The sequence below is a fragment of the Demetria terragena DSM 11295 genome, from assembly GCF_000376825.1.
In the GTDB taxonomy this organism is placed as follows: Bacteria; Actinomycetota; Actinomycetes; order Actinomycetales; family Dermatophilaceae; genus Demetria; species Demetria terragena.
This window is the reverse complement of the sequence record NZ_AQXW01000003.1, coordinates 1-20,310: the sequence shown is the minus strand read 5'-3', so window position 1 is coordinate 20,310 and position 20,310 is coordinate 1. Positions and strand designations below refer to the sequence as shown.

The following is a 20,310-nucleotide window of genomic DNA, read 5'->3' as shown; positions in this document are numbered from 1 at the left end:
CGCGGATCCGCAACGCAGGAGAGCCCATGGCACTGACCTGGCGTGCGGCCGCGCTCATGGCGCTTGGCATCCTCCCTGTCGTGGTGTGGCCTTCGGCGGCCACGGTTGCCTGGTGGACGCTTCTGGTGCTCGTGGCAGTCGTGATCGACCTGGTGCTCGCGGCGAGCCCGCGTACTGCGCTGATCGGCCGGGACCCAGACGGCCAGGTACGACTCGGCGAAGCTGGATCGACCACCCTGCTGGTGCGCAACCCTGGCCGTCGACGTATGCGTGGTGTCCTGCGCGATGCCTGGCAGCCCTCGGCAGGTGCCGCAGACGACCGCCACCGGCTCGACCTTCCGGGCGGGGAACAGCGCCGTCTCACCACCACCCTGCGCCCCACCCGTCGTGGCGACCGCAAAGCGTCCGCCGTCACGCTGCGCAGCCTTGGCCCCCTGCGTGTTGCGGGACGACAACATTCGCGCTCGGTGCCAGGCACTATCCGCTCGCTCCCGCCCTTCCACTCGCGCAAGCACCTCCCCAGCCGGCTCGCAGCGCTCCGCCAGATCGACGGGCGATCGGCCGTGCGCACCCGGGGACAAGGCACTGAGTTCGACTCGCTGCGCGACTACGTCGAAGGTGACGACGTACGCTCGCTCGACTGGAGGGCCACCGCCCGGCGCCAGCACCTCGTCGTGCGCACCTGGCAGCCCGAACGCGACCGACGCATCGTCCTGGTTCTCGACACCTCGCGTACCTCCGCTGGACGAGTCGACGACATCCCGCGCCTGGACGCAGCGATGGACGCCGCCTTGCTGCTGGCAGCGCTGGCCTCCCGCGCCGGAGATCGCATTCAGCTCATTGCTGGTGACCGCCAGATCCGGGCCCGCGTCTCCAGTGGCTCCAATCGCCACGAGTTGCTGCACCAACTTGTCACCGCGATGGCACCCCTGGAACCGGCCCTGGTCGAGGCAAATTGGTCCACGTTGGCCGGAGCCGTCACCGCGGCGTCCCGGCGTCGGGCCTTGGTGATTCTGTTGACCCCGCTAGAGCCTGCCGCACTGGAGGAGGGGCTACTCCCCCACCTGCCGGTGCTCGCTCAGCACCACCGGGTCGTCATCGCCTCCGTCGCTGACCCATCGGTCACCTCCATGGCACAGCAGCGCGAGGACGGCCCCGAGTCCTACGACGCCGCAGCCGCCGAACGCACCCTGGCCCTCAAGGGGCGCACTGCCGAGGCCTTCGCGCGATTGGGGGTCACCGTCTTGGATGCCGACCCCGAGAACCTCCCGGTCCAACTCGCCGACCATTACCTGCTCCTCAAACGTCAGGGCCTGCTCTGACCTCCGAGCCGTCCCGCTCAGGCCGCGGCGGGAAGCGCGGCTGACTGGTCTTGCTTCTCGAGTTCGCCGGTGACACCCGCTAGCGCCGCTGTCCGACCGAGGATGAAGACGTACGCGAAAAATGCCGCCTCGGCGAGCACTCCGATGCTGATGCGGGCCCAGGTGGGCAAGGGTGACGGTGTCACGAACGCTTCGATGATGCCGCTGATGAGCAGCACGACAATCATGCCCAGAGCGATCATCATGCTGGAGCGAGCGGCCGCCGCCAGGCTCTGCGCACGAGTCAGCTGGCCGGGCTCGACCCAGGACCAAAACACCCGCAAACCCACACCTGCGGCCACGAATACCGCAGTGAGTTCGAGGAGACCGTGCGGCAGGATCAGCCCGAAGAAGAGGGATGCTTTGCCATTGGCGGCCATGATGCCGCCCATCACGCCAATGTTGACGATGTTCTCCCAGAGGATGTACAGCACCGGGAAGCCCAGCGGACCGGCCGCAACGCAGATCGCTGCGATCCAGGCGTTATTGGTCCACACGCGTAGGGCGAAGTCCTGCGCGGCATTTTCGGAGTAGTAGCTCTCAAAGTCGCTATTGACCAGCTGGTCGACCTGAGAAGCGGGGACCCAGGCCGACTGCACCGCCGGGTTACGCATGACATACCAGCCGACCGCGAAGGCAACCACCAGGTTGACCACCAGGGTGATCCCCCACCACCACCGAGCGTGATAGAGCGCCGCGGGGAAGCGCTCGGTAAAGAACAGCGCGACATCCTGCCACGAGTTGGTACGCGCGCCCGTCGCCTTATTGCGGGCCCGGGCAAGCACGGTCGAGAGATATTGCACGACGGAGGGGTCCGGGGCACTGGAACGGATCTGCGAGAGGTGGGTGGCGACGCGCTGGTACAGGTCCAGCAACTCATCGCCCTCAGACCCCGAGAGCTTCCGGCGACGGGACAGTTCATCAAGCCGTTCCCACTCAGCCCGGTGTGCCCCGATGTATGCGTCCAAGTCCACGCCTTCACCTTAGGCTCTCCCTATGAGCAATGCACCGAGCGAGGCGCCGGCGGAGGAATTCCGCCCGCTGCGTGGCGCCGAGCGCGAAGAACTCGTCACCGGTGAAGCCGTGCTCCTGGACATTCCACCGGCCTCGCTCCCGCAGCGCATCGGCTCCGGCCTGGTCGACCTCATTCAGGGCTATGTCGGGTTTTGGGGCTCGTTGTGGCTCATGGCCAATGCCTTTGGCACCACCGGTATTGCTCCGTCGGAGATTTTGATCGGCACCCTGATTCTGCTCGCCACCGTCTTCTGGTTCGTCGGTCTCCCCGTGGCCATTCAGACCGCCACGCGGGGGTTGAGCCTGGGCCACCTGATCACCAAGACGCGGACGGTCCGCGACGACGGCGGACCCATCGTCTTTCGGCACGCACTCGTCCGAGGACTGGTCGGTTATGTCGAGATCTATGCGCTCAGTGGTGTTCCGGCCTTGGTGTCGGCCATGAGCACAAGCAAGGGACGTCGCATTGGCGACCTTGCCGCCGGCACTTATGTCGTCCGGGAGGCAACACACATTAAGTTGCAGCTCCCAGCGACCATGCCACCGGGACTAGAGCGCTGGGCGACCGGTGCTGATATGGCTCCGCTGCCCGACGGTCTCGCGCTGGCTATCCGCCAGGTGCTGGAACGCCAGTCGACCTTGAGTCCCACGGCGCGGACGGCTGTCACCCAGGACTTGCTGAACAGGACTCTCCCCCTGGTCTCGCCAGCCCCACCCCACAGCGCACCCGCCGATGCCGTCCTGGCCGCGATCCTGGCGGAACGACGTCGCCGGGACGAGCAACGCCTGCAGAGCGAGCATGAGATCCGGAACCGGTTCCTGCCGGCCGACCGGCTCTAGCCTCAGCCGCGACTCAGTCCTGCGCGGATCCGAGTTCTGTCACCAGATCGGCCCAGCGTTCACTCAACGCGTCCAAGTCGGCCATGATCTCAGCCCGACGGCGAGGTGCGTGCGCGAATAGTTCCCGATCGAGTGGTCGCACCTGTTCTCGGGTCTTGGCCAACGCAGCCTCTCCCAGCGCGGTGATCTGCACGACCTTACGGCGCGCGTCGATGGGCGAACGGGACCGAACGATCAGTGAACGTCCCTCCAAGCGCCGCGCCACATCGACCATCGTGGAGGCGTCGAGTGCCGCCGCCGCACCCACCGAGATCTGGTCGGAGCCGTTGTGCTCTTCCAACACGGCCAGGACGGCGTACTGCGGACCCGTGAGGCCCGTACCGACGCTGCGCCACCAGGCTGCGGTGTAGGACTGGTACAACTTGCGAACGACGAAACCCGGCGCCTGCGCTAACCACTGCGGGGTCTCGGCCCTGCGAACCTCGACGCTCTTTGCCGTCACCCGGCTCTCCCCTCCTGCGCCGCATAGCCGGGCTTGATGACTTCATCGATGATCGCCAACCGATGCTCGAACGGCAGGAAGGCCGACTTCATCGCGTTGATCGTCGCCCACCGCAGATCCTCAATGCTCCAACCCGCCTCATCGATCAGCAATTGGAACTCCTTGCTCATCGAGGTACCACTCATGAGTCGGTTGTCGGTGTTGATGGTCACCCGGAATCGCATTCGCTTAAGGAGCGAAATGGGGTGTCCTGCAATGGAATCCGCAGCTCCCGTTTGCAAATTGGAGGATGGGCACATCTCCAGTGGGATCCGCCGGTCCCGCACATACGACGCCAACCGCCCCAGGCGAACATCGGACGGATCGAGCGCTCCTGGAGCGTTTACGCTTGCGAGCGACTCCTCGCCCAGCATCATGTCGTCGATGATGCGTACGCCGTGGCCGAGTCGGTCGGCGCCACACCACTGAATGGCTTCCCAGATGGACGGCAGCCCAAAGGCCTCGCCAGCGTGAATGGTGAAGTGGGCATTCTCGCGCCGCAGATACTCGAAGGCGTCCAGGTGTCGGGTGGGCGGGTGTCCGGCTTCGGCGCCCGCGATGTCGAAGCCGCCGACGCCCTGGTCCCGATAGCGCACCGCGAGCTCAGCGATCTCGGTCGATTTTGCTGCGTGCCGCATGGCGGTCAGCAGCGCGACCACGGTGATCGGGTGATCGGCTTGTGCTGCCTTCTGCTCCCCCTCCCGGAATCCACTGTTGACAGCCTCCACGACCTGCTCCAGGGACAACCCTGCAGACAGGTGCTGCTCTGGCGCATAACGGACTTCGGCGTAGATCACTCCGTCGGCAGCCAGGTCTTGCGCGCACTCCGAGGCGACTCGATGCAGCGCGGCTTCGGTCTGCATGACGCCTACGGTGTGCTCGAAGGTCTCCAGGTAGCGCACCAACGATCCGGAATCGGCGCTCTCTTGAAACCACACCCCCAACTCATCGGCATTATGAGCCGGCAGCCGGTCATAGCCAGTCTCCGCGGCCAGCTCGACGATCGTCTGCGGGCGTAGTCCACCATCAAGGTGGTCGTGCAACAGGACCTTGGGCAGGGCCACGATCTCGGGACGCATCGTCACTCTCCTTCACGATTCACCGTGTCCGGCGTGAACGCCGGCAGGCATACAGCAACATAGTCGGCTCCAGCTGGACCGCAGGAGTAGCGAATCCGCTCCCCCGCGCGCGTCACGACCGACTGCCCGGCCGACACCTCCAGCTGGCCACCGTCGTGATCCACGAGCACCGTGCCGGTCAACACCACGGTGATCTCGTCGAACTCCGGCGTCTGGAACGGCTCGTCCCACCCAGGCGGCGCCTTCATGTGTGCCACCGAGACAGCAGCGTGTCCGGTGCTGGCGGCTCCGACGTGTTCGGAGATGATCTTGCCACCAGGAACGGGAATCTGGACGGGTTCTACGTTGAGTTCAGGCACAACCCGACTCTAAGGGTGCGTCGGCCGCTCGCGCTCACTGATCGGGGTCAACTTCCACCCTGGGCGCTCCCGATCCGGTCCAACACCAAGGGCGTGGACTCGCCTGCGGCCTCAGCGATGTCGTACGACCCGACCAGCGCCTCCTGCGCCCGCGCGAAGCGCTCCGGGGTGTCGGTGTGCAAGGTCAGCAAGGTTTGGCCGGCGCGGATCGGATCCCCCGGCTTGGCGTGCAACTGAACGCCAGCCCCGGCCTGCACCGGGTCTTCCTTGCGGGCGCGGCCCGCGCCCAGGCGCCACGCAGCCACCCCGACCTGCAACGCATCCAGTCGGGTGAGGACGCCATCACGCTCGGCGGTGATGGTCTGGGTCTCGCGGGCGACTGGCAGCTCGGCGTCGGGGTCGCCACCCTGCGCGGCGATCATCCGACGCCAGACGTCCATCGCGCGGCCGTCACGCAAGGCCTGCGCCGGGTCTGCCTCAACTCCGGCTGCGTCCAGCATCTCCTGCGCCAGCGCAACCGTCAGTTCGACCACATCGGCTGGCCCACCGCCTGCGAGCACCTCGACGGATTCCCTGACCTCCATCGCGTTGCCCGCGGTCAAGCCGAGTGGAGTCGACATGTCGGTCAGCAGGGCTGAAGTGCGTACGCCAGCATCGGTGCCGAGCGCGACCATCGTCTCGGCCAACTCGCGGGCTTGCGCCACGTCCTTCATGAAGGCACCAGAGCCGACCTTGACGTCGAGCACGAGTGCCCCGGTGCCCTCGGCAATCTTCTTGCTCATGATCGAGGAGGCAATCAACGGAATCGCCTCCACAGTTCCGGTGACATCACGCAGGGCATACAACTTCTTGTCGGCGGGGGCTAACCCATCACCCGCCGCGCAGATCACCGCTCCGACTTCGTCCAGTTGCGCCAGCATGTCCGCGTTAGACAGAGCTGCCTGCCAGCCTGGGATCGACTCGAGTTTGTCGAGCGTGCCGCCGGTGTGCCCCAGTCCCCGGCCGGATAGTTGTGGCACGGCGACCCCGCAGGCCGCCACCAAGGGCGCCAGCGGCAGCGTGATCTTGTCTCCGACACCGCCGGTGGAGTGCTTGTCAGCCGTGGGCTGGGCCAGCGAGGAGAACTCCATCCGCTCACCCGAGGCGATCATGGCCCCGGTCCACCGCGCGATCTCCTTGCGCTGCATGCCATTGAGGAGAATGGCCATCGCCAGCGCGGACATCTGCTCATCCGCGACCGCACCGCGGGTATAGGCATCAACGAGCCAATCGATCTCCTCACCGGATAGCGCGCGCCGATCACGCTTGGCGCGGATGAGGTCAACAGCATCGAAAGGTTCGCTCATGGTGACCATGATGTCACCGCCGAAAGAAAATCTCCGGCGGATGGAACCCCGCCACTGGTCCATGCGTCTGAGGAGTACCGACTCATGTCGGCGTCCGATCTCACCCACTGCTCGGCCCTCAGGGAGACCCCCATGCTGCACATCTCTACGTACCGCCCAGCGGCCGCCCTCGCGTTGGGCCTGTCAGCCGCTGTGACCCTCACTGGCTGTGGTCTCCTCGGTGACGACGAAGGCGGCGGGTCCCCATCCTCAGCCGCGAACTCACCCAGCACACCCGGCAGCGCAGCATCATCCACACCGGCGCCATCCGGCAGCGAGCAGAGCTCGAGCGAGGGCCAGCAAACCCGCCCGTCTAAGGCGGACGTGGCCGGCGGCCTCAAGTCGTTCTACGACCGCACCGACAAAGCCAACACGTTCAACCACGACAAGATGGCCAACTGCATCGCTGACAAAAGCTACGACACGTTGAGTGCCACGTCCCTCAACGCGATGAAGGACGGAGACCCCAGCAAGCTGGATCGGTCCGACTCCGGAGCGTTCACGGGCATCAGCATCGCCTGCATGGGTCAGGCCGCACCCTCTGGGCAGCCCTCACTGCCGTCGATTCCCTCGGAGTTCCCCACGGCGATTCCGACTGACTTCCGCAGCAGCATCCCGACCCTCCCCAAGGACATTCCCTCGAAGTTCCCGACGGCGCCCAGCACCTGATCGAACAGATCAGCTCGAGGGCTTGGTTCGCCGGCCCACTCGCTCGAGGTCCTGGCCCCCGAACGCCTGGGGCAGGACCTCTTGCATGGGCAGCGCTCCCTGCGGCGTCAGGATGAGGCAGTCGGGTCCGCCGTGCTCCCAGAGCAGTTGGCGACATCGCCCGCAGGGCATCAGCAAGCCGCCATCGGCATCGACGCAGGCGACCGCGACCAAGCGTCCACCCCCGGTGCGATGAAGTTCCGACACCATTCCGCATTCAGCGCACAGGCCAACGCCGTACGAGGCGTTCTCCACATTGCAGCCGCTGACCACACGCCCGTCGTCCACGAGCCCAGCCACACCGACCGGGAACCCGGAGTAGGGCGCGTAGGCGGACGCCATCGCCTCCTGGGCCGCGCTGCGCAGCGCGACCCAGTCCGGCGAAGGTTTCGCGCTCAGTGTCCTTCGCCCTTGCGATAGATCTTTCCGATGGCCGCTGGTGGACGAAGCCGCTGCGAGGCCAGGCCCATCACCAACAAGGTGACGACGTACGGCGTGGTGCTCGCCAACTCACTGCTCACCTTGTCGGTGGTCAGGTAGAGGACCAGCGCGAGACCAGCGAAGGCGATGGCGAGGATGCCCTGGAGTTTCTTGCCCTTGCGGACCAGCTGCCAGACACCCACCGCAAACAACAACAGCACTGCCAGCAACATGAGCGCGTGGATGTTGTTTCCGGCGTCCCGCAGCCGCGCAGCATCGGTGTAGCCAAACAGGAGTGCCCCACCGGCCAGGCCACCGGGTCGCCAGTTGCCGAAGATCATGGCGGCGAGACCGATATACCCGCGTCCACCGGTCTGTCCCTCGCGATAGGCAGCCGCCGCAATCTGAGCCAAGAACGCCCCGCCCAGACCGGCCATTCCGCCGGAGATCAGGACCGCGATGATCTTGTATCGCGCCACGTTGACGCCAAGGGTCTCCGCTGCGACGGGGCCCTCACCACAGGCGCGCAGGCGCAGCCCGAATGGCGTTCGCCACAGCACCCACCAGGATCCGACCACGAGCAGCACGGCGATCACGGTGACGGCCGACAAGTTGGTGAGCAGGCCACGCAGGATGCCCGCGAGATCGGACACAAAGAAGATGTCTTGCTTCTCAAGGTCCGCTAGTGGCTCACCGATGCCGGGAACGCTCAGCCGCGACACCTGCTCAAGCGGCGGGGACTGGGTCGGTCCGCCACCCTCCATGGTCGCGAAGGTGCGCGACGCGAGATAGGCCGCAGCGCCCGGCGCAATGACGTTGATCGCGACACCGGAGACGATGTGATCGACGCCGAACACCACGGTTGCGAGCGCATGGATCACCGCACCCAACAGCCCGGCAACGATCCCACCGAGGAGTCCGATCCATGGCCCCCAGGTGAGGGTGGCGTAGGCCGCGCCCCAGGTCCCCAGGATCATCATGCCTTCGAGGCCGATATTGATGACGCCGGCGCGTTCGGACCACAGCCCACCCAGCGCGGCCAAGCCGATCGGGACCGCGCTGGCCAACGCTGCGCTGATCAGACCAGCAGAGTCGATGTCATCGGCTCCGGTCACTACGCGCAGGGCCGACAGCATCACCACGACGCTGAAGACCGCCAGCGAGATGAGCTGCCACTTCCGCGCTCGGGCCATGTCTTGCACGGGGGTATGCGGCTGCTCGACCTTGCCCGTCATCGTGACGCTCATCGGTCGCCTCCGCTCGTCGCTGCCTCAGGTGATGTGTCCTTGGCGGTCAACTCCTTGGTGACTTCTTGCTGCTCCAACCGCAGACGCATTCTGCGCACCACTTCGTAGGCGATCACCACGGCGAGCACCATGACGCCCTGGATGATCTCGACGATGGAGTCATCGACGTCGGTGGTGATCGGTAGCGTGACTGCTTGTCGCTCGAGGTAGGCCCACAGCAGCGCGCCGAGCGCCATGCCACCAGCCGTATTTCGGCCGAGCAGGGCGATCGCGATCCCGGAGAAGCCAAGTCCTGCCTGGAAGTCGGTGCCGTAGTTGAAGCTCTCCCCCAACAACAGCGGCATACCGACTAGGCCGGCGACGGCACCGGACAGCAGCATCGAGACGAAAACCATCTTCTTGACGTCAACGCCGCTTGCCACGGCCGCCGACTCCGATTCGCCGGTGGCCCGCAGGTCGAAGCCGAAGCGGGTCTTGTTGATGACGTACCAATAGAGCACGCCGACGATGATCGCCAGGATGACCAGGGCGTAGACCCGCTTCTCGGTCGAGGCGAACACCTTCAGTCCGGGAATCTGCGACGACTCGGGCAGTTCCTTGGTGCCAATCTCGTTGGAACCTTCGGCCTGATCGGCCGCCACCCTCGCCAGGAGCCACGCCACGACTCCGGTGGCGATGGCGTTCAGCATGATCGTGGAGATCACCTCGCTGACCCCGCGGGTGACTTTAAGCCAGCCCGCGATGCCTGCCCAGAACGCGCCACACGCCATCGCGGTCAACAGGATCAGCACGATGTTGAGCGGGCCGGGGAGCCAGGCCTCACCACCAACGGCTGCCGCAGCGAACGCCGCGACGCGGTACTGGCCGTCCACGCCGATGTTGAACAGTTTCATGCGGAAGCCGATAGCCACCGCGACCGCGGAGAAAAACAGCACCGTGGCCGAGTTGATCATGTCGACCATCTGGGAGGGTTGCGGCGCCTTCAGCATCTGCTGCCACACCTCGCCCACGGGGTCGCCGGTGATCAGCAGAAGCGCGGAGGTGACCAGCACGGCCACCAGGAGCGCGAGAACCGGTGCAGCGAGGGCCAATCCGATCGCGCGGGGGTCAAGTTTGAGCGTCGACTTCATGCCTGCGGCTCCTGCTCGTCGAGGCGGGCATCCGGGCTTTCGTCGCCCGCACCGGTCATGGCAGAGCCCAACTGCTGCGCCGTCACCGTGTCTGGGTCAAACTCGCCGACCAACGCACCGCGCAGGATCACCCGGATGGTGTCGGACAGCCCGATCAGCTCGTCAAGATCGGCCGAAATGAGGAGCACTCCCAGGCCTTCGCGGCGGGCCTCGCGTAGGTGGTCCCAGATGGCCGACTGGGCGCCGACATCGACGCCGCGAGTTGGGTGTGCTGCCACCAGCACCCGGGGTGCGTGGCTCATCTCCCGACCAATGATCAGTTTCTGCTGGTTCCCACCGGACAGCGATCCGGCCGTGACATGAATGCCAGGGGTACGTACGTCATAGGTCTCGACGATCCGCTCGGTGTCGGCCTGGGCGGCTTTGGCATCGATGCGCTGGCCTTTGACGTTGGGCGCCTGGGTCTGGTGGCCAAGGATGCGGTTCTCCCACAGCGGCGCCTCCAACAGCAGACCGTGACGGTGCCGGTCAGCGGGGACGTAGCCGACTCCGGCCTCGCGGATCTTGCGGGTATGCCAGTCGGTGATGTCCTCGCCGAGGAACGTGACGCGTCCTTCGTCAGGGTCTGACATCCCCATGATGATGTCGATGAGCTCTTCTTGCCCATTGCCTTCGACACCAGCGATTCCCACGACCTCACCGGCATGCACCGTAAGGTCGATGTCGTTCAGAAGGGCTGGTCCTTCGCCAGAGCGGAGGGTCAAGTCGGTGAGTTCCAGCAGGACGCGGTCGGTGACCGTCGACTCCTCGGTGTCGGGAGTGGGTAACTCAGAGCCGACCATCAATTCAGCCAACTGGCGTGCGGTCACCGCTGCGGGATCGACTGTGTCGATCGTGGTGCCGCGCCGGATGACGGTGATCTCGTCGGCGACCTGCAGCACTTCATCGAGTTTGTGCGAGATGAAGATGATCGTGAGGTTCTCGGACTTCAACTCGGCCAGGTTGCCGAAGAGTTCGTCCACCTCTTGCGGAACCAGCACGGCGGTCGGCTCATCGAGGATCAAGATCTTGGCCCCTCGATAGAGCACCTTGAGGATCTCGACACGCTGCCGGGCGCCGACCCCGAGGTTCGCGACCAGCGCGTCGGGCCGGATCCCCAAGCCGTAGGCCTGGCTAATGCGCTCGATCTCTCGTCGAGCGTTGGCACCGATGCCGTGCATCGACTCCGCGCCCAGGACGACGTTTTCGAGGACGGTGAGATTGTCGGCCAGCATGAAGTGCTGGAACACCATGCCGATGCCGGCCTGGATGGCGTCGGTGGGGCTGTGTAGCTCCACCTGCGTCCCGTTAATGGTGATGGTCCCCTCGTCCGGGCGCTGGACGCCATAGAGGATCTTCATCAGCGTCGATTTGCCGGCGCCGTTCTCTCCGACGAGGGCGTGCACCGTGCCAGGGCGGACCGAAATCTCGATGTCCTTGTTGGCGACGACTCCGGGAAATCGCTTGGTGATGCCGTGGAGCTCAACGGCTGCTGTCTGGCTGATAACACACGCTCCTGATCAGGGCCTTGTCGTGGGGCTTGAGAAACCATCGACCTGGACGGCACGGTAGCGCGCCGTCCAGGTCAGATGGGTTGGGCGCGCCTAACGCGCCCGGTCAGTCACGATCAGGGACTGGTCGGCACCTTGATGTCACCGTTGGTGATCTGCTTCTTCAACTTGTCCAACTCAGGCTGGATGTCCTTGATGTTGCCGCCGGTGGTGGCGAGGCTGACGCCGCCATCCTTGAGCGTGAACTCCTTGGCGCCGCCCTTGAACGAGCCGACCTGAACCGACTTGATGAAGTCGTAGACACCCACGTCGACGTTCTTCACCACGGAAGTCAGGATCAGCGGCCGGACGCTGGCCTTGGCCGTCTTGGCCTGGTCGGAGTCAACACCGATGGCCCAGTTGCCCTTACCGGCCGAGGCCGTCGCATCAAACACACCAGCGCCGGAGCCGCCCGCCGCGTGGTAGACGATGTCAGCGCCCTTTTGGTACATGCCCTGCGCCGCGGTCTTGCCCTTCGAGGGGTCGGCGAAGCCGCTGAAGTCCGGTGGCTGGGTGAGGTAGTTGACCTCGACCTTGGCCTTCGGGTCAGCCTTCTTGGCACCTGCGACGAAGCCGGCCTCAAACTTCTTGATCAGGGGGGTCTCCACACCACCCACGAAACCAAGGTGCTTCTTCTTCGACTTCATGACCGCAGCCGCACCGGCGAGGTAGGAGCCCTCATGCTCGGCGAAGGTAATCTGGGCGACGTTGGTGCCGGCCGAAGCCTTCGACGCGTCATCGATGATGGCGAAGTTGACGTCCGGGTTGGCCTTCGCGACCTTGCCGACTGCCTCGGCGTAGGCGTACCCAACGGCAATGACCGTGGTGAACCCACCGTCGACCAGGCTCTGTAGTCGCTGCTCGCGGGCGGACTCCGACTCCCCGGTACGAGCCGAGGAATCTTTGATCTTGGCGCCTAGTTTGTCCTTGGCGCGGTCCAAGCCTTTAGCGGCCGAGTCGTTGAACGACTGGTCTCCGCGGCCACCGACGTCGTAAGCCATCCCGACCTTCAGGTCGGTCGTCTTGGCTTTCTCATCGCCACCGGTGGACTCGCTTGACCCGCAGGCCGTCATACCGAGGGCCAGGGTGGTCATCGCGGCCGTCATTGTGAGCGCTCGACGCACAGGGTTCTCCTTATTTTGCAGGGTCGTTCACGGGGTGTTGCAGAGGAAAAGGCCCCTGACGAACGGTCGGCCACAGTGGCCCGAATCGAACGAACTCTACCTACTCCCAAGTACGAGCGCGAGGCCATCTGAAGGGGTAGTGACCCAACCGTTACCGAACGGGAGAAGTGCCCTCTCCAGACCCGTGGTACAGCGCGGCGCCGGCAAGAACCATGGCGCCGTAGCCGATCGCGCGCTCGTCGACGACGAGGTCGCCCTGATGCAGTTCGTAGGTCTTGCCGCCGGGGGCGCGGGTGCCCAGGCGAGCCATCGCGCCGGGGAGGTCGGTGAGGTACCAGGAGAAGTCTTCGCCGCCAAGAGACTGCTGCGTCGGAACCACCGCTCCAGCCCCGATAGTGGTCGTCGCGGCGCGACTCAGCGCGAGCACGGATGCCGGTTGGTTGACCACCGGCGGCACGCCGCGGACATAGTCCAGGTCGACGGTGACGTCGTACGGTGCCGCGACCTCATGGACGAGCTTCTCGATGAGGTCGGCAGCGGTACGCCATGAGCCGACGTCCAAGACGCGCAACGTGCCGGAGACCGAGCCCGCGGCAGGGATGACGTTCTGAGCATTCCCCGCCTGAACCTGGCCCCAGACGAGCGCGGCGCCCGCACGCGGGTCGAGCCGTCGGGTCAGCGCGGCCGGGACCTCAGTCACGATCTTGCCCAGCGCGTAGACCAGATCTTGGGTGAGATGCGGCCGCGAGGTATGCCCACCCCGTCCAGAAAGATTGACCGTCAGCCCATCACACGCTGAGGTAATCGGCCCAGACACCAAGCCCACCTGCCCGACGTCGATGCTCGGGTCGCAGTGCAGCGCGAAGACTTCGTCCACACCTTCGAGCCCGCCGTGGTCCATGACGTGGTGCGCGCCACCCGGAACCTGCTCTTCGGCGGGTTGGAACAGCAGCCGGACTCCCCTGCCCGCGGCGACGAGTTCATCGTGGAACTCGTGCAACGCCAGGCCAGCGCCGAGCAACGCGGTCGTGTGCACATCGTGGCCGCACGCATGCGCCACACCATCGACGACGGACGAGAATTCCACACCGGAGCGGTCCTGAAGTGGGAGCGCGTCCAGGTCGGCACGCAGGGCGACGCGGCGGGTGGGGTTCGGCGCACCCAGATCAGCGACCAGACCGGTTCCAGGCAAGCGCCGGTAAGAAATGCCTGCGCGGTCGAGATGCTCGTGCACCGCCTCGGTGGTCCGGTGTTCCTTCCACGACAACTCCGGATGGGCGTGCAGGTCGCGTCGGATCTCGATCAGGAGCGGCTCGAGCGCCTGCACACGGTCCCGGACGTGCTCGGTCAGATCACTGCCGAGGTGCTCGGTCGGGAGGGGGATGCTCACAATTGCCACAGTCTAGATTCCGGCACGTGGACGCTGACGTCGGGCCGAGGTTTACTCCTCGACGCGGATGGTGCGCCAGGGTGTCGGCCCCGCCTCGGCTCGTTCGTCCAGGACGTCGTGCAGCGTCTCGCGCAAACCTTCGGGAAGGTCCTGCTCGCCTCGCCAGACGAACTCGACGCCCGGCTCGCCGCGCACCTCGCGCAGGCAGTCGGCCAAGGCGTCCCAGTTGCGTCCGAACCAGGTCGGCAGGTCTAGCGCGACCGTGAGTCGATCCATCAACTCCGTCTTGTCGCGTACGCCCCTGGTGTCGAGGTCAATCCGCGACCACGGCGTCGAGTCTGGCTGGCCCTCAGTCATCTCTTGACCTGCGTGAACGATTCGTAGTGATCGTCGGTGTAGTAGAGCGTTCCGTCGCGTGCCTTCACGATGCGTCGGGCGCCGCGATCGGACTCGCCAGGTGTGCGCACCGTGTATTCGCGATAGGTGCCGCTGGGCGCCTGCGGCAGATGACCTTCCCGATTCTGGAAGTCCGAGTCGTCCTCGTCATAGGGGTACGGGCCGCCCTGGTCGATCAACTCGATAGTGGTGCGCGCCTCTGGCGGGAGGTCCTGAATCGCCACCTGTGGCAGGCCCCCGGAGGTCTGCCCGCTCGTGGCTGCGGAACCACTCGGGTTCACCGTACGGTCCGACGACGGGTTGTTCTGTACGCCTAACGCGATCAGCAGGATCGCGGCAATGACGCCAACAGCGACGGCCGGCCAGCGCCGCCGCAGCGTCGAGATGAGGTCGTTCACGCAGCCTCCTGCGGCTCCACGTCCAAGGCCCGCACGAGCTCCTGCACCAAGGCGGGGCCGCGATAAATGAACCCGGTATAGATCTGGACCAGCGAGGCGCCTGCATCCACCAACGCTCGGCCATCGTCGGCGCTCATGACGCCGCCGACACCAATGACGGGCAGGTCGCTGGCCCCTGCCAACAACCCGACCACCTGGCGTGCCCGACGCGTCAAAGGCGCACCAGACAAACCGCCGGCCTCCTTCGCCAGGGGCAGGTCCGCATCCGCGATGCGATCCCGGGACACGGTCGTGTTGGTGGCGATCAACCCAGAAACATCCGTTTCCTGGGCCACGCCCATCACCTCGTGCAACGCGGCGTCGCTGAGGTCGGGCGCGACCTTGACGAAGATCGGCACCGGAGACCCACCGCGCTGACGGGCCAGCGTCGCGGCCTCCGAGGTGATGGCGGCCAGCAGTTCCCGCAGCGGCTCCCGGTCTTGCAGGCTTCGCAACCCCGGGGTGTTGGGGCTGGACACGTTGACCGCGAGATAGTCGGCGAGCCCGTCGAGGTGGCGAACACTCGCAAGATAATCCGCGATGGCCTCCTCCACCGGAACGGCTTTGGTCTTACCGATACTCACGCCCACTGGGATACCGACCGAGCCAACCGCACGAAGGCGCTCAGCCAAGGCCCGCGACCCGGCGTTGTTGAAGCCCATCCGGTTGATGATCGCCTGGCTGGAGCGGAGCCGAAAAAGCCTCGGCGTGGGATTACCGGGCTGCGGTTCGCCCGTCACGGTTCCTAGTTCTACGTGCCCGAGGCCTAGCGCCGGCCAGGCGCGCAGGCCCATACCGTCCTTGTCGACACCCGCCGCCAGGCCGACACGGTGCGGAAACTGGATACCGGCAACATCGACCGGTTCGCTGCCGCATACATCCGTCAGCCGCGACAGCAGCGCGAGGCGCCGCGGGTCCTCTCCTGCCTCCTGGAGGCGGCGCAAGGTCTCGTGGTGGGCGTACTCGGCGTCACCGCCACCGCTGCGGAACAGGATCGGACGCGCAACAGCGCGATAACCCAGATCGAGAGCGCGGGTACGAAGGCGAGGACGAGGAACCACGCCGTGACCCTACCCGGCGGCCACCGGCGCCCAAGAGTTCTCCTCAGCCTTACCTCGTGCGGCTGGACAGCATCCATCAATGCACGTGCATCGCTATCCACAGGCGACTCGGCACGAATTGGCTCCGGCAGGCGATGCTGACCCGATGGATCTGAGCACCGTGACGCCCGACCTGGGGAGGCAATCGGGCGTCATCGTCATCGCCTGCAGCCAACTGCTGGACGCAGGAGCGCAGCGTCACGATATTGATCGATGGCTTCGGCGCAAGGAGCTGGCTAGGGTCCTGCCATCGGTATACGCCAACCACACCGGTGCTCCGACTCGCCTGCAGCGCGACTGGGCAGCCGTGTTGTTTGCCGCGCCCGCTGCACTGGCCTGGACTTCGGCCGTACGAGCCGCTAGCGGTCAGCCCACCCGACTTCCGGGGAAGTGGGGAGACGACGGCACTGTTCATCTACTCGTAGGCCCGGGGCGCGCCCTGGTGGCGCCGCCATGGATCGTCCTCCATCGATGCACCAGGCTGGAGAGCGCAGTGCTGTGGGCGAGTTCGCCACCTCGGCAACGACCCGAACCAGCCGCCATCGATGTGGCCGTGGCACATCTGCGCTCCGGCGCCCATGACGCCCACCTGCAGGCAGTCGCCGCCCTGGCCGAGCCGTTGCAGGGGCGCCGAACGACCGCTGAGCGCATGCTGAACGAAATCGACACGCGAGCACGTCTTGCCCACCGCCGCTGGATCACCGAGGTAGTCAAGGACATCGCAACCGGCGCCGCATCCGTCCTCGAGCACGGGTACCTCCACCGAGTCGAACGCGCGCACGGACTTCCGCGAGCGCTTCGCCAGGTCACCGACACCACCGGGCCGCGCGTCGCAGTGCGTGACGCGCTCTACCCCGACCGGCGGGCGATCGAACTTGATGGCCGCGCATTTCATCAAGGCGCTGACCGGCGCGACCATGACCTAGAGCGCGATCTTGATGCCTCACTCGCCGGTCTAGCCAGTACGCGCATCGGGTGGGCGCAGGTCTTCGATCGACCGTGCCTCACGGCCGGCAAGATCAGCGCACTACTCGCGGCTGATGGGTGGGGTGGCGAACCGACTGAGTGCCGGCCTGGGTGCCGCGCCCCAGCGGTGTTTCGACGAACCCGCGCGGCTTAAGGATGCCGTTCAGCCTCACCTGGTGCGGCTGGGCAGCATCCTTATGTCCCGTCGTGCGTCAGGTCAGGTCTTCGCGACCGGCCAACTTGAGGCGTTCCACGATCTGCTTCACGTCCTGGGCGCGCTCACGGGTCGTCACCATGACGGCATCGTGGGTGTCCACCACCACGATGTCCTCCAGGCCGAGCGCCACGATCGTGCGACCCGACTGGGGCGCAACGAATCCGGTGGCGTCCTGCATGACGACCAGGTCCCGCTCGCCAAGAATCTTGACCCCCGGCACGTCGGGTGAGTCGCCGAGCACCGAAGCGAGAGAGGCATAGTCGCCAACGTCATCCCATCCGAACCGACCGGGGATGACCGCCACGCGGTCGTCCACCGCAGCAGGCTCGGCGACCGCCGGATCGATCGCGATCTTGGTCAGCCGGGGCCATAGCTCCCCCAACCGGATCGGGTTCTCAGCGATCGCGCGCAGGTGGGTGGCCATCACCGGCTGGTACGTCGCCAGAAGGTCCAGCAACACCGTCGCTTTCACGACGAACATTCCTGCGTTCCAACGATATTCACCGCTCGCGAGGTACTGCTGCGCCGTCACACCGTCAGGCTTCTCAACGAAAGATTGCACCCCACAGGCGTGCGGCGCACCGTCAACCTCGAGCGGCTCGCCCATGTGGATGTAGCCAAAGCCCGTGGCGGCATGGGTTGGCTCGATGCCAAGCGTGACGAGGCGACCGGTGCGCGCCACCTCTACGGCCTCGCGTACGCACTCCCTGAAACTCTCGTCATCAGTGATGTGGTGATCCGCGGCGAACGAGCCCAGCACCGCGTCCGGATCGCGACGCTCCAAGATCGCCGCTGCCAGCCCGATTGCTGGCATCGAGTCACGCGGGGATGGCTCGACGACCAGCCCATCGTCGGGAAGATTGGGCAACTGCTCGCGGGCCGCCTCGGCGTGCCTGCCTCCCGTCACCACCATGACTCGGCTGGTGCACAACGGCTCCAGCCGGTCGACCGTGCCCTGCAGCAGTGAGCGACCAGAGCCGGTGAAGTCATACAAGAATTTGGGTGAGCCAGCGCGTGACAGCGGCCACAATCGGGTCCCTGAGCCACCTGCGGGCACGACCGCCCAGAAGCCGTCGATTTCCCCGTCCACGTTCGACATGTACGCGACGGTAGTCCACATCGTTAACCTGCCGCTCACCCTGTCATCAGATGAGGGACTCCGTGGCGCCACAGCCAGCCCTCACGCTGAAGTCATGCGCATTGCGATCGTCACCGAGTCGTTCCTTCCCACACTCAACGGCGTGACTACCAGTGTCTGCCGCGTCCTGGAGTGCCTCGCCGCCGCCGGACACGAAGCGCTGGTGATCGCACCAGCTCCCGCGCCGTCGACGTACGCCGGCTTTCGGGTCCACGCCGTCCGCGGCGTCACCCTCCGCAAATTCCGCGTGGGGTTGCCCTCCCCCGACCTTGAGCGCACCCTGCGCGAGTTCGCCCCCGATGTCGTCCACGCCGCGTCGCCGTTCGGGCTCGGCGCCCGGGGTCTCAGCGCTGCGCACAACCTGGGCATCCCGACCGTTGCCGTCTACCAGACCGACATGCCTCGCTACCTCGCTCAGCACGCGGGCGCCCTTGCACCCCAGGTGGAGACCACGGCCTGGCACTGGGTACGCCGGTTCCACTCCTTGGCTGACCTGACGTTGGCGCCGAGCACCCACGCGCTGAGCCAACTCGATGAGCACGACATTCCGCGTACGGCCCTCTGGCGGCGCGGAGTCGACACCGAGCTGTTCCGGCCCGGGCGACGCGACGAAGCCGACGTCGCAGACTTGCGGTCCATGCTCGCCCCCCACGGCGAGACCATCGCCGGCTACGTCGGACGCCTGGCACCAGAGAAGGACTGCCACCGGCTTGCGGCGATCGAAGCGATGCCCGGTGTCAGCCTGGCCATCATCGGCGATGGCCCAACGCGGGGCTCCCTCGAACAACTCCTACCCAAGGCGTCCTTCCTGGGCATGCGCACCGGCGATGAACTGGCGCGGGCCTATGCCGCACTTGATATTTTCGCGCACTCCGGCACCCACGAGACCTTCGGACAGACTCTCCAAGAGGCCATGGCCAGCGGGCTTCCCGTGGTCGCTCCCGCAGTGGGCGGCCCCTTGGACATCGTGCGCCCCGGCGTCACCGGCTTCCTCTTTGATCCCACCCGTCACGGCGCCCTGCGGCAAGCTGTCGGTGGCCTCGTGGCCGACCCGGCCGCCCGGGAACGCATGGGCGCCTCCGGGCGTCGTCGCGTGGAGTCTCGGACCTGGTCAGCGCTGACCGACGAACTGCTCGGGCACTACGACTCGGTGCTGAGGTCAGCCCGGCCACGACGCGCCCGCCTCCGCGTGGCCTAAGACCACCCCCTGGCATTGAAAGTGGGGCAGGAAACGCGCTGCGTTTCCTGCCCCACTTCAGTGACCGTTTTCAACAGCCACTGTCGTTCCTATCCGCGGAATCGGCGGATAGCCACACCTCCGCCAACCAATCCGAACAGGACAGCCAGCAGGCCAGCCGCGATCAGACCGGTGTTCGGCCCTTGGGCCACCGGGTCGCCCGTCGGAACCTGCGGGTTGTCCGGGTCACCAGGTCCGCCCGGGTTACCGGGATTGCCCGGGTCACCGGGATCGCCCGGGTCACCAGGTCCACCCGGGTCGGCCACCGTCACCGTGATCGTGGAGTCAGCTGAGTCGCCATCCTCATCAAAGACCCGGTAATCCACCGGCGGTGTCGTACCCGTGAACCCATCCTCCGGCGTGAAGGTGATCTCACCGTTGTCTTCAACAGTGAACGTGCCCACATCCGGGATGGTCACCTCATCGGTGGGATTACCGTCCTCATCCAACAACGTGGTCTCACCAGGAACAATCGGCGTGTCACCAGGAGTGTCGTTCTCGGTCGGGTCAAACGTCACCGGAGTATCCAACGGTGTCGTCTCCTCATCCGGGTTCGCCACCGGCGGCACCGGATCAGCACCAGGCTCCACCGTCACCGTGATCGTCGAATCAGCCGAATCGCCATCCTCATC

At 65.9% G+C, this 20,310-nt stretch carries 21 protein-coding genes; 5 read left to right on the top strand and 16 right to left on the bottom strand.

Translation table 11 applies throughout. The features are described 5' to 3' along the window. Positions 1-26 precede the first annotated feature (26 nt). Entirely contained in the window at positions 27-1,322 is a 1,296-nt protein-coding gene (locus F562_RS0101960) for a DUF58 domain-containing protein (protein ID WP_018155235.1), read from the top strand. Between the two features lie 17 nt (positions 1,323-1,339). Here F562_RS0101960 and F562_RS0101955 read toward each other — a convergent pair whose 3' ends face one another. Beyond that, the gene (locus F562_RS0101955) at positions 1,340-2,335 is read right to left on the bottom strand and encodes a stage II sporulation protein M (RefSeq protein ID WP_018155234.1); all 996 of its coding nucleotides are present in this window, start codon (positions 2,333-2,335) and stop codon (positions 1,340-1,342) included. 22 nt (positions 2,336-2,357) lie between these two features. Between F562_RS0101955 and F562_RS0101950 the strand changes: the two genes are divergently transcribed. Further along, complete coding sequence (locus F562_RS0101950; protein ID WP_018155233.1) at positions 2,358-3,215, top strand: RDD family protein; 858 nt, start codon at positions 2,358-2,360, stop codon at positions 3,213-3,215. 13 nt (positions 3,216-3,228) lie between these two features. On the opposite strand, the gene F562_RS0101945 is transcribed toward F562_RS0101950, so the two are convergent. From F562_RS0101945 to F562_RS0101930, 4 genes are read right to left on the bottom strand one after another with little or no spacing between them, the layout of a single operon-like run. Continuing rightward, positions 3,229-3,717: a MarR family winged helix-turn-helix transcriptional regulator gene (locus F562_RS0101945; protein WP_018155232.1), complete on the bottom strand. Its 489-nt coding sequence runs from the start codon at positions 3,715-3,717 to the stop codon at positions 3,229-3,231. Continuing rightward, positions 3,714-4,835: an adenosine deaminase gene (locus F562_RS0101940; protein ID WP_018155231.1), complete on the bottom strand. Its 1,122-nt coding sequence runs from the start codon at positions 4,833-4,835 to the stop codon at positions 3,714-3,716. Before F562_RS0101940 ends, F562_RS0101945 begins: the two co-directional genes overlap by 4 nt. Positions 4,836-4,837: 2 nt before the next feature. Further along, complete coding sequence (locus tag F562_RS0101935; protein WP_018155230.1) at positions 4,838-5,194, bottom strand: cupin domain-containing protein; 357 nt, start codon at positions 5,192-5,194, stop codon at positions 4,838-4,840. A gap of 47 nt (positions 5,195-5,241) precedes the next feature. Beyond that, on the bottom strand, positions 5,242-6,540 hold the full coding sequence (locus F562_RS0101930) for a thymidine phosphorylase (protein ID WP_026180928.1): 1,299 nt from the start codon (positions 6,538-6,540) through the stop codon (positions 5,242-5,244). Positions 6,541-6,672: 132 nt separating this feature from the next. Between F562_RS0101930 and F562_RS0101925 the strand changes: the two genes are divergently transcribed. Continuing rightward, positions 6,673-7,248 carry a hypothetical protein gene (locus tag F562_RS0101925; RefSeq protein ID WP_156822476.1) on the top strand — a complete coding sequence of 192 codons (576 nt, stop codon included), beginning with the start codon at positions 6,673-6,675 and terminating at the stop codon, positions 7,246-7,248. 9 nt (positions 7,249-7,257) lie between these two features. Here F562_RS0101925 and F562_RS17710 read toward each other — a convergent pair whose 3' ends face one another. The 9 genes from F562_RS17710 to F562_RS0101880 form a co-directional block, all read right to left on the bottom strand. Beyond that, positions 7,258-7,653, bottom strand: a complete 396-nt coding sequence (locus F562_RS17710) for a cytidine deaminase (RefSeq protein ID WP_342661911.1) — start codon at positions 7,651-7,653, stop codon at positions 7,258-7,260. Positions 7,654-7,682: 29 nt separating this feature from the next. Then, positions 7,683-8,954: an ABC transporter permease gene (locus tag F562_RS0101915; protein ID WP_018155226.1), complete on the bottom strand. Its 1,272-nt coding sequence runs from the start codon at positions 8,952-8,954 to the stop codon at positions 7,683-7,685. After that, a complete protein-coding gene (locus tag F562_RS0101910) occupies positions 8,951-10,084 on the bottom strand; it encodes an ABC transporter permease (RefSeq protein WP_018155225.1) in 1,134 nt (377 codons plus the stop codon). Before F562_RS0101910 ends, F562_RS0101915 begins: the two co-directional genes overlap by 4 nt. Further along, positions 10,081-11,550 (bottom strand): ABC transporter ATP-binding protein, encoded by a 1,470-nt coding sequence (locus tag F562_RS17705; protein WP_281164087.1) that lies wholly within the window; start codon positions 11,548-11,550, stop codon positions 10,081-10,083. The genes F562_RS0101910 and F562_RS17705 overlap by 4 nt, the downstream gene beginning before the upstream one ends. 200 nt (positions 11,551-11,750) lie before the next feature. Beyond that, complete coding sequence (locus F562_RS0101900) at positions 11,751-12,797, bottom strand: BMP family lipoprotein (RefSeq protein ID WP_026180927.1); 1,047 nt, start codon at positions 12,795-12,797, stop codon at positions 11,751-11,753. Between the two features lie 151 nt (positions 12,798-12,948). Beyond that, positions 12,949-14,196 (bottom strand): amidohydrolase, encoded by a 1,248-nt coding sequence (locus tag F562_RS0101895; RefSeq protein WP_018155222.1) that lies wholly within the window; start codon positions 14,194-14,196, stop codon positions 12,949-12,951. A 42-nt stretch (positions 14,197-14,238) separates the two neighbouring features. Beyond that, entirely contained in the window at positions 14,239-14,544 is a 306-nt protein-coding gene (locus F562_RS19985; RefSeq protein WP_018155221.1) for a barstar family protein, read from the bottom strand. Continuing rightward, a complete protein-coding gene (locus F562_RS0101885) occupies positions 14,541-14,981 on the bottom strand; it encodes a guanyl-specific ribonuclease (protein WP_018155220.1) in 441 nt (146 codons plus the stop codon). Before F562_RS0101885 ends, F562_RS19985 begins: the two co-directional genes overlap by 4 nt. Beyond that, a complete protein-coding gene (locus F562_RS0101880; RefSeq protein ID WP_018155219.1) occupies positions 14,978-16,081 on the bottom strand; it encodes a quinone-dependent dihydroorotate dehydrogenase in 1,104 nt (367 codons plus the stop codon). Before F562_RS0101880 ends, F562_RS0101885 begins: the two co-directional genes overlap by 4 nt. Positions 16,082-16,160: 79 nt before the next feature. Here F562_RS0101880 and F562_RS17695 point away from each other — a divergent pair, with 79 nt between their 5' ends. Continuing rightward, positions 16,161-17,240: a hypothetical protein gene (locus F562_RS17695; protein ID WP_018155218.1), complete on the top strand. Its 1,080-nt coding sequence runs from the start codon at positions 16,161-16,163 to the stop codon at positions 17,238-17,240. Between the two features lie 58 nt (positions 17,241-17,298). Here F562_RS17695 and F562_RS0101870 read toward each other — a convergent pair whose 3' ends face one another. Continuing rightward, a complete protein-coding gene (locus F562_RS0101870; protein WP_040385158.1) occupies positions 17,299-18,402 on the bottom strand; it encodes a mannose-1-phosphate guanylyltransferase in 1,104 nt (367 codons plus the stop codon). 94 nt (positions 18,403-18,496) lie between these two features. Between F562_RS0101870 and F562_RS0101865 the strand changes: the two genes are divergently transcribed. Continuing rightward, entirely contained in the window at positions 18,497-19,639 is a 1,143-nt protein-coding gene (locus F562_RS0101865; RefSeq protein WP_040385173.1) for a glycosyltransferase family 4 protein, read from the top strand. Positions 19,640-19,728: 89 nt separating this feature from the next. On the opposite strand, the gene F562_RS20695 is transcribed toward F562_RS0101865, so the two are convergent. Next, positions 19,729-20,310 (bottom strand): Ig-like domain-containing protein (locus F562_RS20695; RefSeq protein WP_026180925.1); only part of this gene is annotated, 582 nt, incomplete at its 5' end.

Coding starts and splice junctions, on each gene's coding strand:
- F562_RS0101960 (WP_018155235.1), top strand. CDS start 27: ATGGCACTGACCTGGCGTGCGGCCGCGCTCATGGCGCTTGGCATCCTC.
- F562_RS0101950 (WP_018155233.1), top strand. CDS start 2,358: ATGAGCAATGCACCGAGCGAGGCGCCGGCGGAGGAATTCCGCCCGCTG.
- F562_RS0101940 (WP_018155231.1), bottom strand. CDS start 4,835: ATGCGTCCCGAGATCGTGGCCCTGCCCAAGGTCCTGTTGCACGACCAC.
- F562_RS0101930 (WP_026180928.1), bottom strand. CDS start 6,540: ATGAGCGAACCTTTCGATGCTGTTGACCTCATCCGCGCCAAGCGTGAT.
- F562_RS0101925 (WP_156822476.1), top strand. CDS start 6,673: ATGCTGCACATCTCTACGTACCGCCCAGCGGCCGCCCTCGCGTTGGGC.
- F562_RS0101915 (WP_018155226.1), bottom strand. CDS start 8,954: ATGAGCGTCACGATGACGGGCAAGGTCGAGCAGCCGCATACCCCCGTG.
- F562_RS0101910 (WP_018155225.1), bottom strand. CDS start 10,084: ATGAAGTCGACGCTCAAACTTGACCCCCGCGCGATCGGATTGGCCCTC.
- F562_RS19985 (WP_018155221.1), bottom strand. CDS start 14,544: ATGACTGAGGGCCAGCCAGACTCGACGCCGTGGTCGCGGATTGACCTC.
- F562_RS17695 (WP_018155218.1), top strand. CDS start 16,161: ATGCACGTGCATCGCTATCCACAGGCGACTCGGCACGAATTGGCTCCG.
- F562_RS0101870 (WP_040385158.1), bottom strand. CDS start 18,402: ATGTCGAACGTGGACGGGGAAATCGACGGCTTCTGGGCGGTCGTGCCC.
- F562_RS0101865 (WP_040385173.1), top strand. CDS start 18,497: ATGCGCATTGCGATCGTCACCGAGTCGTTCCTTCCCACACTCAACGGC.